This is a genomic window from Xanthomonas cassavae CFBP 4642 (genome assembly GCF_000454545.1).
Lineage (GTDB): Bacteria > Pseudomonadota > Gammaproteobacteria > Xanthomonadales > Xanthomonadaceae > Xanthomonas > Xanthomonas cassavae.
In genome coordinates, this window is the sequence record NZ_CM002139.1 from 4,865,175 (window position 1) to 4,881,762 (window position 16,588).

At 66.7% G+C, this 16,588-nt stretch carries 10 protein-coding genes and 1 pseudogene; 6 read left to right on the forward strand and 5 right to left on the reverse strand.

What is annotated here, in order from left to right:
* Positions 1-97 precede the first annotated feature (97 nt).
* Positions 98-295: pseudogene (locus tag XCSCFBP4642_RS30950) on the forward strand (hypothetical protein); the annotation flags it as partial.
* Positions 296-1,074: 779 nt separating this feature from the next.
* Here the strand turns inward: XCSCFBP4642_RS30950 and XCSCFBP4642_RS0121740 are convergent.
* Genes XCSCFBP4642_RS0121740 through XCSCFBP4642_RS0121755 form a run of 4 tightly spaced genes read right to left on the reverse strand, consistent with a single transcriptional unit; the run spans position 1,075 to position 5,820 of the window.
* Positions 1,075-2,655 carry a DHA2 family efflux MFS transporter permease subunit gene (locus XCSCFBP4642_RS0121740; protein WP_029221617.1) on the reverse strand — a complete coding sequence of 527 codons (1,581 nt, stop codon included), beginning with the start codon at positions 2,653-2,655 and terminating at the stop codon, positions 1,075-1,077.
* A 6-nt stretch (positions 2,656-2,661) separates the two neighbouring features.
* Positions 2,662-3,855 (reverse strand): HlyD/EmrA/EmrK family protein, encoded by a 1,194-nt coding sequence (locus tag XCSCFBP4642_RS0121745; RefSeq protein ID WP_029221618.1) that lies wholly within the window; start codon positions 3,853-3,855, stop codon positions 2,662-2,664.
* Positions 3,856-3,865: 10 nt separating this feature from the next.
* On the reverse strand, positions 3,866-5,383 hold the full coding sequence (locus tag XCSCFBP4642_RS0121750) for an AdeC/AdeK/OprM family multidrug efflux complex outer membrane factor (RefSeq protein WP_033898653.1): 1,518 nt from the start codon (positions 5,381-5,383) through the stop codon (positions 3,866-3,868).
* Complete coding sequence (locus tag XCSCFBP4642_RS0121755) at positions 5,380-5,820, reverse strand: MarR family winged helix-turn-helix transcriptional regulator (RefSeq protein WP_029221620.1); 441 nt, start codon at positions 5,818-5,820, stop codon at positions 5,380-5,382. The genes XCSCFBP4642_RS0121750 and XCSCFBP4642_RS0121755 overlap by 4 nt, the downstream gene beginning before the upstream one ends.
* Positions 5,821-5,942: 122 nt before the next feature.
* Between XCSCFBP4642_RS0121755 and XCSCFBP4642_RS0121760 the strand changes: the two genes are divergently transcribed.
* The 3 genes from XCSCFBP4642_RS0121760 to XCSCFBP4642_RS0121770 all read left to right on the forward strand — a co-directional run bounded on the left by XCSCFBP4642_RS0121760 (position 5,943) and on the right by XCSCFBP4642_RS0121770 (position 10,376).
* On the forward strand, positions 5,943-6,794 hold the full coding sequence (locus tag XCSCFBP4642_RS0121760) for an AraC family transcriptional regulator (protein WP_029221621.1): 852 nt from the start codon (positions 5,943-5,945) through the stop codon (positions 6,792-6,794).
* Between the two features lie 60 nt (positions 6,795-6,854).
* Positions 6,855-9,098, forward strand: a complete 2,244-nt coding sequence (gene parC, locus XCSCFBP4642_RS0121765; RefSeq protein ID WP_029221622.1) for a DNA topoisomerase IV subunit A — start codon at positions 6,855-6,857, stop codon at positions 9,096-9,098.
* Positions 9,099-9,719: 621 nt separating this feature from the next.
* Positions 9,720-10,376, forward strand: coding sequence for a thiopurine S-methyltransferase (locus XCSCFBP4642_RS0121770; protein ID WP_029221623.1), 657 nt, complete (start codon positions 9,720-9,722; stop codon positions 10,374-10,376).
* A gap of 345 nt (positions 10,377-10,721) precedes the next feature.
* On the opposite strand, the gene bfr is transcribed toward XCSCFBP4642_RS0121770, so the two are convergent.
* Positions 10,722-11,207, reverse strand: coding sequence for a bacterioferritin (gene bfr, locus XCSCFBP4642_RS0121775; RefSeq protein ID WP_029221624.1), 486 nt, complete (start codon positions 11,205-11,207; stop codon positions 10,722-10,724).
* 279 nt (positions 11,208-11,486) lie between these two features.
* On the opposite strand from bfr, the gene XCSCFBP4642_RS0121780 reads away from it, so the two are divergent.
* The gene (locus XCSCFBP4642_RS0121780; protein WP_029221625.1) at positions 11,487-13,877 is read left to right on the forward strand and encodes a penicillin acylase family protein; all 2,391 of its coding nucleotides are present in this window, start codon (positions 11,487-11,489) and stop codon (positions 13,875-13,877) included.
* Between the two features lie 491 nt (positions 13,878-14,368).
* On the forward strand, positions 14,369-16,507 hold the full coding sequence (locus XCSCFBP4642_RS0121785) for a TonB-dependent siderophore receptor (RefSeq protein ID WP_029221626.1): 2,139 nt from the start codon (positions 14,369-14,371) through the stop codon (positions 16,505-16,507).
* Positions 16,508-16,588 lie beyond the last annotated feature (81 nt).

Below are 16,588 nucleotides of genomic sequence, written 5' to 3' on the forward strand. Positions count from 1 at the left end.
CGGCCGCCATCGCCAATGTCTGCTGTTTCATCGGTCGTTCCGATTTGAAGGAAGGGGCATATTTTCTCCGATAGGGACCGACTTGATCAGCGTTGCCCTAGGCACGTCGTTCAACGTGCTCGCCGACAGCGGCGGCATCTGGCTTTACCGCGACAGCGATTGGCCACGCGAAATGTTCTTCCACGGCGGCGAACTGAGCATCGACCACAAGCTGCAACAGACCAGCACGGCCGATGCACGGCGCCTCTGGGAGATGGAACAACAGACCCGCGCACTGATGCCGCATGCTCTGGCAGATCGTCACCGGGCGCTCGGACGCAATCGACAAACGCGCCCAACAGATGGAAGGCCAACTGGATGCAAGGCAGATGCCCAGGTATCCACCATCGAGGCCAACGCCAACGCGCTGTGCACCCAGGTGCAAGCACTACGTCAGTTACAGGACGCGCTCGAGTTCCGCTACCAGGGCAAGCGGCTGCAACTGCTGGCACCCTTGCAGGACGACACGCCGCGCCATGACACAGAACAGGCCTAACCGAAGCCCGACAACGGCGACGCGTCACCGAACCGGGCAGTCAAGCTGCAACCAGCAACAAACAGCTGAGACCTCACGCCCTCGGTCGGATCATTGTTTCCCTGGCGGGGCGGGCATGTCCTTGATGCCCCGCTCGAACGAGCGAGATCTCCGCTTGCCTCATACGCCTCGGCAAGGCTGTCCAGCGCATTGCCGGACGCCGGAAACAGCAACACGTTGAGCGCGAACACACGCATCGCCGCATTTGCGCCGGTCAAGGCTGCAGCGCCCTCACCGCTCCAAACGGTTTGCTGGTTGCGTTGCCAAGCGCTACGCACACCGACCATCCCGACCGGCTCTTGCCCGCCCACCGTCGCGGGACCTTACGCGGCATGAATGCCGCGTAAGAGCCTACACGGATGTACTTGCGGCGTGTCCCGCGATGGTGGGCGGGCAAGGGCCCTGGAGCCAAGTCGCAGATCACCCGCTCTGCACCAGACCCGACGCGAGGTCCTTGTCTTAGCCGATGTTAGAGCGGCCTAGCACCTTGTCATCCGCGCTCAATGCCCGCCAGCCGCCGCCGCACCACCGGCGCCCGCACCGAACGGCGGCTTGGCCAGCCACAGGAAGAAGATGATCGCCAGGAAGGTCCAGCCCAGCAGGTAGAAGATGTCGTTGAAACCCATCTGCGAGGCCTGGTGGTTGATCGTGTTGTTGAGGAAGGCCGCGCCACGTTGCAGATCGCCCTGCCCCATGGCGGTGACCTGCTCCTGCATGCCGGGCGTATAGACCGAGATGTGTTCGGTGATATGCGCATGGTGCACCTGGGTGCGGCGCGCCCACAGATAGGTGGTCAGCGAGGCGGCGAAGCTGCCGCCCAGCGTGCGCAGGAAGGTGGCCAGGCCCGAGCCGGCCGCAATCTCGCGTCCATCCAGATCCGACAGCAATATCTGCAGCACCGGCATGAAGAACAACGCCACGCCCACGCCCATCACCAACTGGATCGTGGCCACATGGCCGAAATCCACCTGCAGGTTGAAGTTGGAGCGGAAGAAGCTGGTGAAGGACATGAACACGAAGGCAATGGTGGCCAGCATGCGCAGGTCGAAGCGCAGCGCGTACTTGCCCACGAACGGCGTCATCAGCACCGGCAGGATGCCGATCGGTGCGGTCGCAAGGCCGGCCCAGATCGCGGTATAGCCCATGTCGCGCTGCAGCCATTGCGGAATCAGCAGGCTCACGCTGAAGAATGCCGCATAGGCCACCACCATGGCCAGGGTGCCGGCGCGGAAGTTGCGATGCCGGAACAACTTGAGATCGACGATGGGATCCTTGTCGGTCAGCTCCCAGATCACGAATACCACCAGCGCCACGGCGGCAACGCAGGCCAGCACGATGATCTTGTCCGAGGAAAACCAGTCTTCGTCGTTGCCCAGGTCCAGCACCAGCTGCAGCGCACCCACGCCCACCACCAGCAGGATCAGGCCGATATAGTCCATGCGCGGCTTTTCGAGCTGTTCGGGGCGATGCCGCAACTGCGAACCGACGATGCTGCTGGCGATGATGCCCAGCGGCACGTTGATCAGGAAGATCCATTCCCAGCTGTAGTTGTCGGTGATCCAGCCGCCCAGGATCGGTCCGGCGATCGGCGCCACCACCGTGATCATCGCCAGCAACGCCAGCGCCTGCCCGCGTTTCTCGCGCGGATAGATCGACACCAGCAGGCTCTGGGTGATGGGATACATCGGGCCGGCCACGAAGCCCTGCAACGCGCGCGCCACCACCAGCATGCCCATGCTCTGCGCAAGCCCGCACAGCAGCGAGGCGACGGTGAAGGCCAGCGTGGACCACACGAACAACTTGGTTTCGCCGAAACGACGGCTCAGCCAGCCAGTCAGCGGCAACGCGATCGCGGTGCTCACCGCGAACGAGGTGATGACCCAGGTGGCCTGCTGCGAACTGGCGCCGAGATTACCGGCGATGGTGGGCAGCGAGACGTTGGCGATGGTGGTGTCCAGCACCTGCATGAACGAGGCCATCGCCAGGCCCACGGTGCACAACACCACGCTTGCCGGGCGAAAGCCGGCCGCGGGCGCCGGTGCCGCCGGGCCGCCGGGCGCGGTGGGAGCTTGCGAAGACATGGTGGCTCAGCCCGCCTTGGTGGCAGCCTGCGTCGGCAGGTTGTCCTGGATGATGCGATGGATGTCGGCGTCGGCGGCCTGCAGCTGCTGCGCATACACATCGGTGGAAAACACCGCGCCCGTGGCGGCCTTGGCCGGCAGCACGCGGCCCTGCTGGTCGTGCAGGTTCACATCGACCTTCATCGACAGGCCGATGCGCAACGGGTTGCTGGCCAGCTGCTTGCTGTCCACCACGATGCGGACCGGCACGCGTTGCACGATCTTGATCCAGTTGCCGCTGGCGTTCTGCGCCGGCAGCAGCGAGAACGCGCTGCCGGTGCCCAGGCCCAGGCTTTCGATGCGACCGGTGTAATCCACGCCACCGCCGTACAGGTCCGAATGCAGCTCCACTTCCTGGCCCAGGCGCATGTGCTTGAGCTGGGTTTCCTTGAAGTTGGCTTCCACCCACACCTGCTCCAGCGGCACCACCGCCATCAGCACGCTGCCCGGCTGCACGCGCTGGCCAACCTGCGCCGAGCGCCGCGCCACATAACCGGACACCGGCGCCACCACACCGGTGCGCGCGTGGTTGAGATAGGCCTGGCGCAGCTGCGCGGCGGCGGTCTGCACGTCCGGCTGGCTGGCCAGATCGCTGTCGTCCACCAGCGCGCGATTGCGCTCCAGGCTCTCGCGCGAACCGCTCACCGCGGCCTCGGCGGCCGCCAGTTCTTCGCGGGCATGCGCGAGTTCTTCGTTGGAGATGGCGCCGGTCGCGGCAAGATCCTTGCGCCGCGCGAAGTCGGCGCGGGCGCTGCGCAGCGTCACTTCGCGCGCGGACACTTCGGCCTGCGCACCTTCCACGCTGCGATACAGCCCGCGCACCTGGCGCACGGTCTTGGCCAGGTTGGCTTCGGCCTGCTGCAGCGCCACCGCGGTATCGGCCGGGTCCAGCTGCACCAGCAGCTGGCCGCGCTCCACGCGCATGCCGTCTTCGGCGCCGATGCTGACCACGGTGCCGCCCACCATCGGGGTGATCTGCACCTGGTTGCCCTGCACGTAGGCATCGTCGGTGTCCTCGTGCCAGCGGCCGACCAGGAAGTACCACGCCACCAGACCGATGATCGCCAGGATCACCACAATGGCCACGATGCGCAGCGCCGCTCGGCGCTTGCTGGGTGCGGCCGGCGCGGGTTGGGAAGAAGCAGGAGTCGTCTGGCTCATCGTCGATGTCTCAGGAATTCGGTTGTGCGGAAGTGGGCGCGGTACGTGCGGTGTCGCGTGCGGGCTCCGGCGTGAATCCGCCGCCCAGTGCACGCTGCAGCCTCACCGAGGCCAGGAGTTGTTGCGACTGCAGCCCGGCCATGCGCTGGCGTGCAACGAGCAGCTGCTCCTGCACGCTGAGCACTTCCAGATAGCTGCCGATGCCGGCGCGGTAGCGCTGCTGGGCCAGATCGAAGGCCGCCGTCACGGTCTGCACGGCGTCGTCCTGCGCCTGCGCGCGTTGCTGCAGCGACCGCACGGCGGTGACCTGGTCGGCCACTTCGCGCAGCGCGGCAATCACCTTCTGGTTGTAGTCGGCCACGGCCAGGTCGTACTGCGCATCGCTGCCGGCCAGGTTGGCGCGCAACTTGCCGCCGTCGAAGATCGGCAGGCTCAGTGCCGGTGCCACCAACCCGAACACCGAGCCGCTTTCCAGCAGCTTGCCGACATCCGGGTTGACCACCCCACCCAGTGCGGTGAGGTTGAGGCTGGGATAGAAGCGGGTCTTGGCGACCGCGATGTCCTTGTCGGCCGCCTCCACCCGCCAGCGCGCCGCCACCACGTCCGGGCGTCGGCCCAGCAGATCGGCCGGCAAGGTGCTCGGCAGCTGCGTGGCGAGCCCGGTACCCAGCGTCGGGCGTGCGATCTGCAGCCCGCGATCCGGGCCCTGCCCGACCAGCGCGGCCAGTGCGGTGCGCGCTTCGTCGATCTGCTGCTGCGCGGACTGCAGTTGCTGCTGCGCGGCCGGCACGCGCGCCTGCGCCTGACGCACCTGCAGGTCGCTGTCGATCCCGGCACCGCGGCGTTGCTGCGTCAACTCCAGTGTCTTGTGCGCGCGGCTCACTTCGTCATTGGCTACGTCGTGCAGGCTCCACGCGTAGGCAAGCTGCGCATAACCTTCGGCGATTGCTGACGACAGATTCAATCGCGCGGCCTGTGCATCCACCTCGGCCGCATGCGCCTGATCGACCGCCGCTTCCCACGCGCTACGCTTGCCCCCCCATAGATCGACGCCGTAGCGGAAATCCAGCACCACCTGCGCGCTGCCACCGTAGCTGCCGCCGAGCTCCTCGCCGACCATGGATTCGGGCAGCTGCAGGCCGGTGTAACCACCGGACACCGACAGGCTGGGGCCGCGCTCGGCCTGCGCGCTGCCGATGCGCGCCTGGGCCTGGCGCAGCCGTGCATCGGCCGCAGCGAGGCTGGGGCTGTGCTGCAGGCCTTCGGCGATCAGCGCGTCCAGCTGTGCATCGCCCAGCGCGCGCCACCAATCACTGGCAGGCCACGCGGCCGGGCGCAGGGTGGATTGCTGCGCCAGGGTGCGCTCGGCATGCACGTCGCCGGGCTGCAGCACGGTGCCTTGCGGCGCCAGGCCACGGCTGCTGGCACATGCGGCCAGCGCCAGGCTCAACGCGGTGAGCACAAGCGGCCGCGCCAGGCGCGTCGAGCGCGGGCGCAGTGTCTGAAGAAAGGAACTAGCAGCGTTCATGAGTTGAGTGCATCGCGGACACGGATGAGAAGAGAAGTGAGCTGCTCGCGCTCGGGCACGGACAGGTCGCGCAGGCCGTGCTCGATCGCACGCTCACCGCGCTGGCGCAGGCGCTCCCACAACGCCACGCCCTGCTCGGTCATGACGATCTGCAGCGCGCGCCGATCCTGGGCATGCGGCTCGCGTCGCACCGCGCCGAGCGCTTCGAGCTTGTCGAGCAGGCGGGTCACCGCGCTCGGGGTCTGGTCCAGCGCCAGCGCCAGCTCGTTGGCCGTACACGGCGAGCGCACCGAAAGCACCTTCAGGCCGACGTAGTGACTGAAACCGAAGTCGGGCAGTTCGCCCTTCATCTCGGCATCGAGCTGACGCATCAGCGCATCGCGCACCTGGCGCAACAGCAGGCCGAACGACGGCGAGGGGGTGGACGGTGAATTCATACCGGATATTTTGTTCCGAAAAATATATTTGTCAAAGCAAATATATTATACGGGATTAAACCGCACGCAAGGATCGCCACCTTACGCGCCGTCCAGGCTGGCCCGGTAATACAATCCAGCCAATGACTATCGAAAACCCGCCAATCCCCGTGGATGCGCTGCCGCCCGGGGTCAGGGACAGCTTCGAATGGGCCGATGGCCCGGTGCTGATCGCCTTCCTGGCCGACCTACGCGTGGCGTGGGCGCCGGAGACCGCCTGGCATTCGCACGTGCGTGGCCAGCTGATGTTCGTGGAGCACGGCGTGCTGACCGTGCATACCGAGCAGGGCACGCTGTCGTTGCCGCCAGGTTGCGCCGGCTGGATGCCGCCGGGCCGGCAGCACACCGCCGAGTTGGCCGGGCCGCTGCGTGGCTGGGGCGTGGCGATACGGCCGGATGCCTGCCATGCCCTGCCCGGGCAAATCGGCGTGATCCGGCTGACCGGGCTGGCGCGCGAGGCGATCATGCGCGCCGCCGACTGGCCACTGGGTCAGCCACTGGATGCGGCCCAGCAACGCCTGGCGGCGGTGCTGCTGGACGAACTGTGCCAGGTGCAGATCGACCACCTGCACCTGCCGATGCCGGCCGACCGTCGGCTACTGCGGATCGCCCGCCAGCTGCTCGACACCCCCGCCGACCCGCGCTCGCTGGAAGACTGGGCGGACTGGGGCGGGCTGTCGCCACGCAGCCTGAGCCGGCACTTCCGCGATGAAACCGGCCTGAGTTTTGCGCAATGGCGGCAGCAGGCGCGGCTGGCCGAAGGCCTGCGCCGGCTCAGCCAGGGCAGCGCGGTGGCGCAGGTGGCAGACCAGCTCGGCTACAGCAGCCCCAGCGCCTTCGTCAGCGTGTTCCACCGCCATTTCGGCGCTCCACCCAAGCGTTATCTGGCCGGCACGCATGCGCGCGGCTTGGCATCCCCCGCCGCATCCGGATAATCGGCGCTCTTCGAGTCCGCGCCACGGTGCGGGCTCCTCTTTCGTAGGACCTGGCTTTACATGACCGATCTGACCCGCCCCACCTTCCATGGCTTCGAGCAGCTGCCGCTGCGCGAGTACGCCGAACGCGCCTATCTCGACTATTCGATGTACGTGGTGCTCGACCGCGCCCTGCCGTTCCTGGGCGACGGCCTGAAGCCGGTGCAGCGCCGCATCGTCTATGCGATGAGCGAGCTCGGCCTGAACGCGGCCGCCAAGCCGAAGAAGTCCGCGCGCACCGTCGGCGATGTGATCGGCAAGTACCACCCGCATGGCGACAGCGCCTGCTACGAAGCGCTGGTGCTGATGGCGCAGCCGTTCTCCTACCGCTATCCGCTGATCGAAGGCCAGGGCAACTTCGGCTCCACCGACGACCCCAAGTCGTTCGCGGCGATGCGCTACACCGAATCCAAATTGACCCCGATCGCCGAAGTGCTGCTGGGCGAAATCGGCCAGGGCACCACCGACTGGGCGGCCAACTTCGACGGTACCCTGGAAGAACCCACTTGGTTGCCGGCGCGCCTGCCGCACCTGCTGCTCAACGGCACCACCGGCATTGCGGTCGGCATGGCCACCGACGTGCCACCGCACAATCTCAACGAGATCGTCAGCGCGCTGCTGCGCCTGCTCGACGACCCCGATGCCAGCGTCGCCGACCTGTGCGAGCACGTGCTGGGCCCAGACTACCCGACCACCGCCGAAATCATCACCCCGCCAGCCGACCTGCGCGCGATCTACGAGACTGGCCATGGCAGCGTGCGTGCGCGTGCCACCTACAAGAAAGAACACGCCAACATCGTCATCGATGCGTTGCCGTATCAGGTCTCGCCGTCCAAGGTGATCGAGCAGATCGCCCAGCAGATGCGCGCCAAGAAGCTGCCATGGCTGGAAGACATCCGCGACGAGTCCGACCACACCAGCCCGGTGCGGGTGGTACTGGTTCCACGCTCCAACCGCGTCGATGCCGAGCAGCTGATGGGCCACCTGTTCGTCACCACCGACCTGGAACGCAGCTACCGCGTCAATCTCAACGTGATCGGCCTGGATGGCCGCCCGCAGGTCAAGAACCTCAAGCACCTGCTGAGCCAATGGCTGACCTTCCGCAGCGACACGGTGACCCGCCGCCTCACCCATCGCCTGCAGAAGGTCGAACGTCGCCTGCACCTGTTAGAAGGCCTGTTGGTCGCCTTCCTCAACCTGGACGAAGTGATTCGCATCGTTCGCAGCGAGGACGAGCCCAAGCCGGTGTTGATCGCGCGCTTCGCGCTCAGCGAGGAACAGGCCGAATACATCCTGGAAACCAAGCTGCGCCAGTTGGCGCGCCTGGAGGAAATGAAGATCCGCGGCGAGCAGGAAGCGCTGGCCAAGGAACGTGCGCAAATCATGGCCATCCTGGACAGCAAGGCCAAGCTGAAGAAGCTGATCAAGGACGAACTCACTGCCGACGCCAAGAAATTCGGCGATGCACGCCGCTCGCCGCTGGTGCAGCGCGGTGCCGCCCAGGCTATCGACGAAACCGAGATGGTCGCCAGCGAACCGATGACCGTGGTGCTGTCCGAAAAGGGCTGGGTGCGCGCGGCCAAGGGCCACGAGATGGACCCGGCCGGCATGTCGTATCGCGATGGCGATGGCCTGCTGGTGGCGGTGCGCAGCCGCAGCACCCACCAGGTGGCGTTCCTGGATTCGGACGGGCGCGCCTATTCCACCGCGGTGCACACCCTGCCCTCGGCGCGCGGCAACGGCGAACCGCTGACCGGGCGGTTCTCGCCGGCATCGGGCGCCGCCTTCCAGGTCATGGCCAGCGCCGACAACGCCACTCGCTTCGTGCTGGCGTCCTCGCACGGCTATGGCTTCGTCACCCGCTTCGAAAACCTCACCGGCCGCAACAAGGCCGGCAAGGCCATGCTCAATCTCACCGCAGGTTCGCACGTGCTCACGCCGGCGCAGGTGAGCAACCCGCAAACCGACCGGATTGTCGCGGTCACCAGCGCCGGCAACCTGCTGGCGGTACCGGCCACCGACGTGCCCGAGCTGGACAAGGGCAAGGGTAACAAGATCATCGAGATCCCCAAGGCCAAGCTCGGCACCGAGCGCGTGGTGGCGGTCGTCGCAGTGGCTCCGGGTAACACGCTGCTGGTACGCAGCGGCGCACGCACCATGAGCCTGTCGTTCAAGGATCTGGATATGTATGTGGGTGCGCGTGCGAGCCGTGGGTCGTTGTTGCCGAGAGGGTGGCAAAAGGTCGATGGGCTGGAGGTGCAGTGACGGTGATTCACTCGTCTGGCGCGCGGCGGCGCGACTGACATTTCGGTCACATCAGGCTGCTGAGGCGCGGAAGTGCAGTAACGGTCATTCACTCAACTGGCGCGCGGTGGCGCGGCTGACATTGCGGTCGCCTCAGGCTGCTGAGGCGCGGCAAAAGGTCGATGGGCTGGAAGTGCAGTAACGGTGGTTCACCCATGCGGCGCGCAGCGGCGCGGCTGGCATTGCGGTCGCCTCAGGCTGCTGAGGCGCGGCCACCAGAGCTGGAGCTATCTTGGCCACGGCATCATGGTCGACACGGATTTTTGTGGCCTGGTTCATTACGACCAGGCCTGCGCCGATGCAGAGGGACTGCTGCTCATTGCACGTCTGCCAGTCCGTTGAATCACCCAGTCACGCGACTTGATTCCGGCAAGTGCTGTAGCGTCTGGACCGATGCAGCGGATCTAGTTCGGTGGGACCTTCCCCCAGCTTGCAACCACGCAGCCGACGATCTGATCGATGCGCCTGGCTGGAAAACCAACTCATCACCCGCAATACTGAGCACCACTGCCACGGGGCGCGCACAGGCGCGTTTTTTCCTAAGCGCGGTACCGCACCGGGTTGCACCGACACGACGAGACCATGGACACAGACTTCTGGCTGCAACGCTGGCACGACGGACAGACAGGCTTTCATCAGGACGAGGTCATGCCGCTGCTGCAGAAGCACTGGCCCGCACTGCAGCTGCCACATGCCGCACGCGTGCTGGTACCGCTGTGCGGCAGGACGCTGGACATGCACTGGCTAGCCGCGCAAGGCCATCGTGTCTTGGGCGTAGAGCTGTCGCCGCTGGCCGTGACGCAATTCTTCGCCGAAGCGGGCCTGCAGCCGCAGCGCCACACCGGCAGCGCGGGCGAGCATTTCATCGCCGGCCCCATCGAGATCATCTGTGGCAACGCGTTCGCACTCGATCGCAGCGTGCTGGCCGATTGCATGGCGGTGTATGACCGTGCAGCGCTGGTGGCATTGCCTGCCGACCTGCGCCGGCAGTATCTGCACTCGACCTACGCGCGCCTGCCGGCCGGTTGCGGTGGGCTGCTGATCACCCTGGACTATCCGCAGGCCGAAAAGGCCGGGCCACCCTTCGCGGTGGATGCCGCCGAAGTGCATGCGCTGTTCGATGCGCAGTGGCAGGTGCGGCAGTTGGAACAGCGCGACATCCTCGAGCAGGAACCGCGTTTTCGCGCCGAGGGAGTCACCGCGCTGACCACTGCGGTCTATCGCCTGCAACGCTACTGAGTGCCGGCGGGGTCGTGCGCGGCCCATGTCCCGGGCCTGACGCTGCACTGGCTGACGCTAATGCGCAAGCGATTCCGGGTTGTCGACGTTCGGGCCCGTTGCGTCGCTCCAGGCGCGGGGCCACGCGAGGCCAGCTGCGCGCCGTCGTTGACGCCCTGCATCCCGGCGCCGCACGGCACGAACGCGAAGGCGGCCCTGTACTGACGAATGCAGGCGACTTGCCCCAAGCTGGTCTGCGCCTCTCCCCCTGGGCACGAGGAACCGCCCTGCTCGGCGCCCCCTCATGGGCAGCGCAGCGCTCCGCCTCGCCGAGCGCCACGCAGCGCCTGCCACGCCACTCGCCACTTAACCGGCGACGTGGCCCTTGTCGATCTTCGAGGTCTGGTACAGCTCCAGGCCGATCCGCTTGATCAGGCCCAGCTGCTGCTCCAGCCACCAGGCGTGGTCTTCTTCGGTGTCCTGCAACTGCTTGAGCAGCACGTCGCGGCTGACATAGTCGCCATGCTCCTCGCAAAGCCTCATGCCGGCGGCGAGTGCGGCACGCACTTCGTATTCCACCACCAGATCGCGCTCGAGCATCTCCACCACGGTCTTGCCCGGGGTGAACTCGGCCGGACGCATGTCCGGGTCGCCTTCCAGGAACAGGATGCGCCGCAGCAGGGCGTCGGCGTGCTCGGTCTCTTCCTGCATCTCATGGTTGATGCGCTCGTACAGCGCCATCAGGCCCTGGTCCTCGTAGCGGCGCGAGTGCAGGAAATACTGGTCGCGTGCCGCCAGCTCGCCGCGCAGCAGCTGCCTGAGGTAATCGACGACTTGGGGATGGCCTTTCATGGTGTGCTCCAGCGACGCAATGCGCGCATGGTGCCCTATGCCGACGGGCAATGATCTAATCGGAATCACTTTCAGTTGCGCTTGCGGCTAGACCCATCACGGTCACGAGCGGCAACGACACTGCCCGCAACGGGCCAACCGCCTCGCAGCGGCCAATCCGGCCCGGCCGGGCGTCGAATCGGCATCTACCACTCGTACACTGCCGGTCGGTCATGCCGCCTGCCCATCGCCAACCGCCTGCCGCATCCACCACTCCCAACCGAACTCAAGGAACCGACAATGCGTCAATGGCTGGGCCGGCTATCGCTGGGAATCGTGGTGCTGGCGCTGGTCGCCGTTGCGACCGTCTACCTGCTGCTGCGCGGCAGCCTGCCGCAGCTGGACGGTGCCACTGCGCTCGCCGGCCTGCGCGCACCGGTGGGCGTGCAGCGCGATGGCAACGGCGTGGTCACCATCGATGCGCAGGACCGGATCGATGCGATGCGTGCGCTCGGCTACGTGCATGCGCAGGAACGTTACTTCGAAATGGACCTGATGCGACGCGCGCCCGCCGGCGAGCTGGCCGAGCTGTTCGGTGCCAAGGCGCTGGACCTGGACAAGCGCAATCGCGTGCATCGGCTGCGTGCGCGCGTGCGCGCCAGCCTGGAGATCGCCATGGGCGACCAGCGCGACGCGCTGCAGGCGTATACCGACGGCGTGAACGCCGGGCTGACGGCGTTGCGGGTGCGGCCCTGGCCTTACCTGTTGCTGCGCCAGACCCCGCGCGCCTGGAGCATGGAAGATTCCATCCTCACCGGCATGGCGATGTATGCCGACCTGCAGGACAACGACAACCAGACCGAACTGGCCGCCGCACGCATTCGCGCCGTAGTGCCGCCTGCGCTGGCCGCGCTGCTCGATCACCAGGGGTCGAGCTGGGATGCGCCCCTGTTCGGCCCACCCCAGGGCGATGCCAGCGTGCCGGATGCCGCAGCGCTGGACCTGCGCCGGCTGCCGCATCCGCCCACCACACCGCAGGCCGAGCCGCCCACCCCGGGCAGCAACAACTTCGCGGTGGATGGCACGCTCACCGCAGACGGCCGCGCCATCGTCGCCGACGACATGCACCTGGGCCTGCGCGCACCCAATATCTGGTTCCGCGCGCGGTTGCGTTATCCCGACACCGGCGCCACCGACGGCAAGGTCGATGTCACCGGTTTCACCCTGCCCGGCCTGCCGGCGATGGTGGTGGGCAGCAATGGGCATGTGGCCTGGGCCTTCACCAACAGCTATATCGACACCGCCGACTTCGCACGCATTCCTGCTGCAACGCCCGCGCATCCGCAAGCGCTGACCACACAGGTGGAAACCATCCGCGTGGCCGGCGCCGCGCCGGTACGCTTCGACGTACGCGAAGCGGCCTGGGGGCCGATCGTGCACGCGAACGCCGACGGCAGCCTGCTGGCGTTGCGCTGGGCCGCGCAGTTGCCCGGCGCGATCCGCCTGGATTTCGCGCAGATGAGCAACGCCGGCGACCTGGAAGGCGCGTTCGCCGTGGCGGACCGCTCGGGCATTCCCGCACAGAACCTGATAGTGGCCGATCGCAGCGGACGCATCGCCTGGCGCCTGATCGGCGCGCGCCCTGCGCGCAATGCCGGCTGCAGCCCGACGGGCATCGCCGAGTTGGCAAGCGCCCCACTGCCGGCGATGCCGGCGAGACCACAGTCAGCCACGCGTGCGGCTGGCTGCACGCCCTGGCCGGTGCGCAGCGATGACGCGCCTGCCTTGGTCGACCCGCCCTCGCATCGGCTCTGGACCGCCAACAGCCGCGTCGTCGACGCGCAGCAGCTGGCGACCCTCGGCAACGCGGGCTACGACCTTGGCGCGCGGGCGCAGCAGATCCGCGAGGACCTGTTCGCCAAGCAGCGATTCACCGAACGCGACCTGCTGGCGATCCAGCTGGACGATCGCGCGGTGCTGCTGACGCGCTGGTGGCAGCTATTGCGTGGCGTGGTCACGCACAGCAAGGACCCGGCACTGCAGCAGATCGAGCGCGCCACGCGGCAGTGGGACGGCCATGCGTCCGCCGGCTCGGTCAGCTACCGCATCGTGCGCGACTTCCGCAACAAGACCATCGACGCGGTGGAAGCAGGTCTGCTGGCGCCAGCCAAGTCGGCGCTGGGCGAGGCATTCCTGGCGCCGCGGCGGGCACAGCTGGAAGGGATCGTCTGGCCGTTGCTGCAGCAGCGCCCGGCGCATCTGCTGCCGCCAGACCAAGCCAGCTGGGATCAGCTCCTCATCGATGCCGCGCGCGATGCGCACACCGCGCTACTCGCGCCTGACCAGCCGCTCAGCGAGCGCACCTGGGGCGACCGCAACACCGCCGCCATCTGTCACCCGATCGCGCGGGCATTGCCTGCGCTCGCCAGGCGCTGGCTGTGCATGTCACCTGATCAACTGCCGGGCGACCGCGACATGCCGCGCGTGCAAGGCCCGGCATTTGGCGCCTCCGAACGCATGGTGGTGTCGCCCGGCCACGAGCAGGACGGCATCGTGCACATGCCGGGCGGCCAGAGCGGACACCCGCTGTCGCCGTTCTGGGGCGCAGGGCACGACGATTGGGTACATGGCCGGCCCACCCCTTTTCTGCCCACTGCCACGCGTTACACGCTGCAATTGCGTCCTCAGTAAAGCCACCTGCAGCGCTGCTGCGTAGCGGCTACGGAAGAAAAACAAGAACCATCAAGCATGGCCGCCATGCAAAGTCCCTCTCCCCCCTCGGGGCGAAAAGGCACAGCGTGCGCGCCAAGCGCGCGTGCCTTGGAGCGCCTGCGCCGCAAGCGCAGGCCGGGGCGCGGAGCGGAGCGGGGGTTGGGGTGAGGGAACGGCGCATCAAGCAATTCTGCAAAGCAAGCGATGCCGCTGTTGGTGTGTCACTCAAAGTCCTCGTGTCAGACGCAACGACACTTGGCTTCGCCCGCACCCTCATCCGCCCTTCGGGCACCTTCTCCTGGCGGGAGAAGGAATGCTCTGCAACGTTGTATCTGCACGTGCATCTGCATCTGCACATTGCGCGGCAGCACATCCAGGTAGCCGCAGCCACTGTTCCGCTGGAACTCCCCCCGCAATCAGGCAGCACACCATGCTAAGATGCATTTGATAACCATTCCCATTAGTGAACGATGCGTCCCACGCTCCTTGTCACCGCACTCGCCGCCGCCTTGGCGTTGCCTTCGCCGCGCGCCGCCGCCCAGCAACCCACCCATACCGACGTCACCGAGCTCGATGGCATCAACGTGATCGGCCGTGCGCAGACCCTGTACAAGTCCGAGGACGCAGCGGTAGCCACGCGGACCGATACCCCATTGGCACTGGTGCCGCAGTCGGTGCAGGTGTTGCCGCGCGAGCTGATCGACGATCAGGCCGCGCGGCAGATCACCGATCTATACCGCAGCATCAGCGGCATCAGCTTCTTCAGTTATGCCGGCGTCACCCTGCGCGGGTTCCGCCAGGAAAACGTGCTGTACGACGGGCTGCGTGGCGATCCGTATGCCGGTTTCTCGGTGCCGCAGCTGTTCAATATCGAACGGGTGGAAGTGCTCAAGGGCCCCGCCGGCGCCCTGTATGGCGGCGGCGAACCGGGTGGCGTCATCAACTACGTCACCCGCAAGCCAGCGCACCAGGCGCAGCGGCGGGGGGAGCTGCAAGTGGGCAACCAATCCTTCGGCGCAGCCTCGTTCGAAGCCACCGGCCCGGCGCGCGAGGACGGGCGCGTGCGCTACCGCATCGGTGCGTATGCCGACGGCGAAGACGGGTTCCGCTGGAACACCGACAGCCAGAGTCAGATCGGTGATGCGTCGGTGGCGTTCGACATCGGCCAGACCGGCGAACTGGTCCTGCAGTACACCGACATCACCCAGAACCTGGGCGGCAATCGCCTGCGCGGCGTGCCGGTGGACGACGATGGCAACTTCCTCACCGACCGGCGCTGGAACCACAACGAGCCCACCGACTTCCTGGACATGCGCGCCAAGGTGGCGTTCGCGCAGTACCGCTTTTCGCCGTCCAGTGCGTGGGATGTGGACTTGGCACTGCGCTGGTTCAAGAACGATGAGCATCAGATCTATCACGAGCCGATGGGCCTGATCGATCGCGATCGCGATGGCACCGCCGAATGGATGACGCGCCAGTTGCGCAACCAGTACCGCGACAACGATGCGATCTCCGGCAACGTCAACGCGGTGTTTCGCACCAGCATCGGCGGCATCGAGCACAAGCTGTTGATGGGTGCCGACTACTACCGGCTGGATGCCGACTTCCGCGCGCAGACCGCCAACACCGCAGATACCGGACGCGTGCGTGGGCCGGTGCCGGGCATCGACCTGTTCAACCCGGTGTACGGCCGCAGCGGTTTCTACGACTATGGCCTGGACACGCTGCCCTGGCGCGCCACCAGCACCCGCAGCCAGCGCTACGGCGCCTATCTGCAGGACGAACTCACCCTCACCCCGCGCTGGCATGCGATGGCCGGGCTGCGCTGGGATGGCTTCAAGGACGACAACCTGCTGGATGATTCGCGCGTGACCGGCAACGATCTCAGCTGGCGCGTCGGCAGCACCGTGGTACTGCGCGAGGGCATCAATGCCTATGCCAGCTACGCCAGCGGCTTCGTGCCGCAGGACGCGGCCAGCCAGGACGCCAGCGTGGGCGGGCCCTTCGACCCTGAACGCAGCACGCAGTGGGAGCTGGGCCTGAAGACCGCGCTCAACGATGGTGGGCTCACCTTGAACACTGCGCTATACCGTATCGAGCGCAGCAATATCGTGCAGGCGAACGGGCAGATCGTGGACGGCGTCAATCAGCTGTCCGCACTGGGCCTGGTACGCAGCGAAGGGCTGGAGGTCGACCTGCTTGCCGACCTCACCGAACGCTGGGTGCTCAACCTCACCTACGCCTACAACGATGCGCGCGTGCTCGATGCCGGCACCGATGGCATCACCAATGCCTCCGGCGACCGGTTCGCCAATGCGCCGCGCAATACCTTCGGCCTGTGGACGCGTTACGACCTGCCGGCCTGGCGCTCGGCCATCGCGTTCGGCGCCGATTACGTGGGCGAACGCGTCAGCCTGGAGGGTCAGCGGGTCAAGCCGTATGCGATCTACGACATCAGCTGGCAGACCCAGTGGAATGCGTGGAAGCTGCAGGTCAACGTCAAGAACCTGTTCGACAAGGTCTATGCAGTCAGCGGCTTCAATGCCCGCGGCGGGCACTTCCCTGGCGAGCCGCGCCGCATCTACGCGCAGCTGGCCTACAGCTTCTAAGCATGGCCGGCAGAACGTCGCGCGCCGCTGCCAGCTGGATGCAGGCGGCGAATTGATAGCCGGAATGGACGCGCTGGAAAG